Annotated in this window: 2 protein-coding genes; both read right to left on the reverse strand. The window is 58.1% G+C overall.

Annotated elements, in window-relative coordinates:
• Positions 1-30: 30 nt before the first annotated feature.
• The gene (locus V2S85_RS27055; protein ID WP_330705868.1) at positions 31-753 is read right to left on the reverse strand and encodes a recombinase family protein; all 723 of its coding nucleotides are present in this window, start codon (positions 751-753) and stop codon (positions 31-33) included.
• Complete coding sequence (locus V2S85_RS27060) at positions 750-1109, reverse strand: recombinase family protein (protein WP_330705869.1); 360 nt, start codon at positions 1107-1109, stop codon at positions 750-752. The genes V2S85_RS27055 and V2S85_RS27060 overlap by 4 nt, the downstream gene beginning before the upstream one ends.
• Between the last annotated feature and the right edge of the window lie 373 nt (positions 1110-1482).

Raw genomic sequence — 1482 nt, forward strand, 5'->3', positions numbered from 1 at the left:
CAAGCAGCAGCTCGTTCTTCTCGGCCTCGGTCAGAACATGAAGCGGCGGTGGCGGCATCCGTAGGGTGAATCAGCCAATCGACCTCCGCGCAACACTTTTCTGCCAACCCCGTGAGCAATTACTCCGCAGGACCCACAATACACTAAGCCTGACAGCATCGTACGAGGGCGTCGGCCGCCATTCAGGAGGTTCCGCCGGCTGTTCTGCACGCCTTCCGATACGTTCGTGAATTTTTCCGCGATGTCCTCGTGCTTCGCCCGGACCGACTGCCAAAGCTCGTCATCGACGATCCGAAGCTCCGGCACCTCCCGAATGATCCATTCCGACTGCGGATTGAGCCGCGAGACGCGCTTACCGGTCGAGGGATCCTTGATGTAACGTAGCCGGTTCCAGATCAGTCGGCCGATATAGAGTTCGTTGTTCACGATCCCAGTGCCACGTTTGACATGCCCACGGATCGTCGTGTCGTTCCATGGCTTGCCGCCTGGCCCGGGTACGTGTTCTTCGTTCAGCTTGCGCGCGATCGTGCGAGGGGGAACTCCCGATGCAAAATCTCGGAAGATGCGACGCACGATCCCGGCTTCAGCCTGGTTGATCTCGCGGTCGCCCCGGATGAGCTCGCCCCGTGCGTCGAGTTGCTTCACGACATTGTAGCCATAGCAGATGCCGCCGCCAGACTTCCCTTCTTCGACGCGACCACGCAAACCGCGATGGGTCTTCGCCGCCAGATCCTTGAGGAACAGGGCGTTCATCGTGCCCTTGAGGCCGACATGGAGTTCGCTGATCTCGCCGCGATGGTGACGATCGGGACGCCGGCGAACTTGAGGTGCTTGTAGACGGTGGCGATGTCTGCCTGGTCGCGGGAAAGCCGGTCCAGCGCTTCTGCCAGAATTATGTCGATTTGACCGCATTGGGCTTCCTGCAGCAGCGATTGGATGCCGGGGCGCAAGACCATGCTGGAGCCGGAAATCGCAGCGTCCTTGTACGCCGCCACGATCTGCCATCCTTCGCGGTCCGCGCGTTCACGGCAAATGCGGAACTGATCCTCGATGGACGCTTCACGCTGGTTGTCGGAGGAATATCGGGCATATAGCGCAACGCGGGTCATTTAGCGGTCCCTTTGTTCTTATCCGCTAAATACAGCTTTGCGCGGCATTAGGCTATACGCTCGATCTGAGGTCTTATTGTCGGATATTGCAATTACTCGTCAATGATTTGTCACGTTAACAAGCGGTAAGTCATTTCTCGTGACGTGGCGATCCATCGCAATAGAGTCTAATTTGCACACCAAGTTGGCTCCGTTTTGCATGGTCTTCTGCCGACCAACTCAGGTCATTCCCGGCTGTCTCCCTGAACGTAATTGCTCACGGGGTTGGCAGAAAAGTGTTGCGCGGAGGTCGATTGGCTGATTCACCCTACGGATGCCGCCACCGCCGCTTCATGTTCTGACCGAGGCCGAGAAGAACGAGCTGCTGCTTGCT

The sequence above is a fragment of the Novosphingobium resinovorum genome (assembly GCF_036352595.1).
GTDB lineage: Bacteria > Pseudomonadota > Alphaproteobacteria > Sphingomonadales > Sphingomonadaceae > Novosphingobium > Novosphingobium resinovorum_B.

Coding starts and splice junctions, on each gene's coding strand:
- V2S85_RS27055 (WP_330705868.1), bottom strand. CDS start 753: ATGAACGCCCTGTTCCTCAAGGATCTGGCGGCGAAGACCCATCGCGGT.
- V2S85_RS27060 (WP_330705869.1), bottom strand. CDS start 1,109: ATGACCCGCGTTGCGCTATATGCCCGATATTCCTCCGACAACCAGCGT.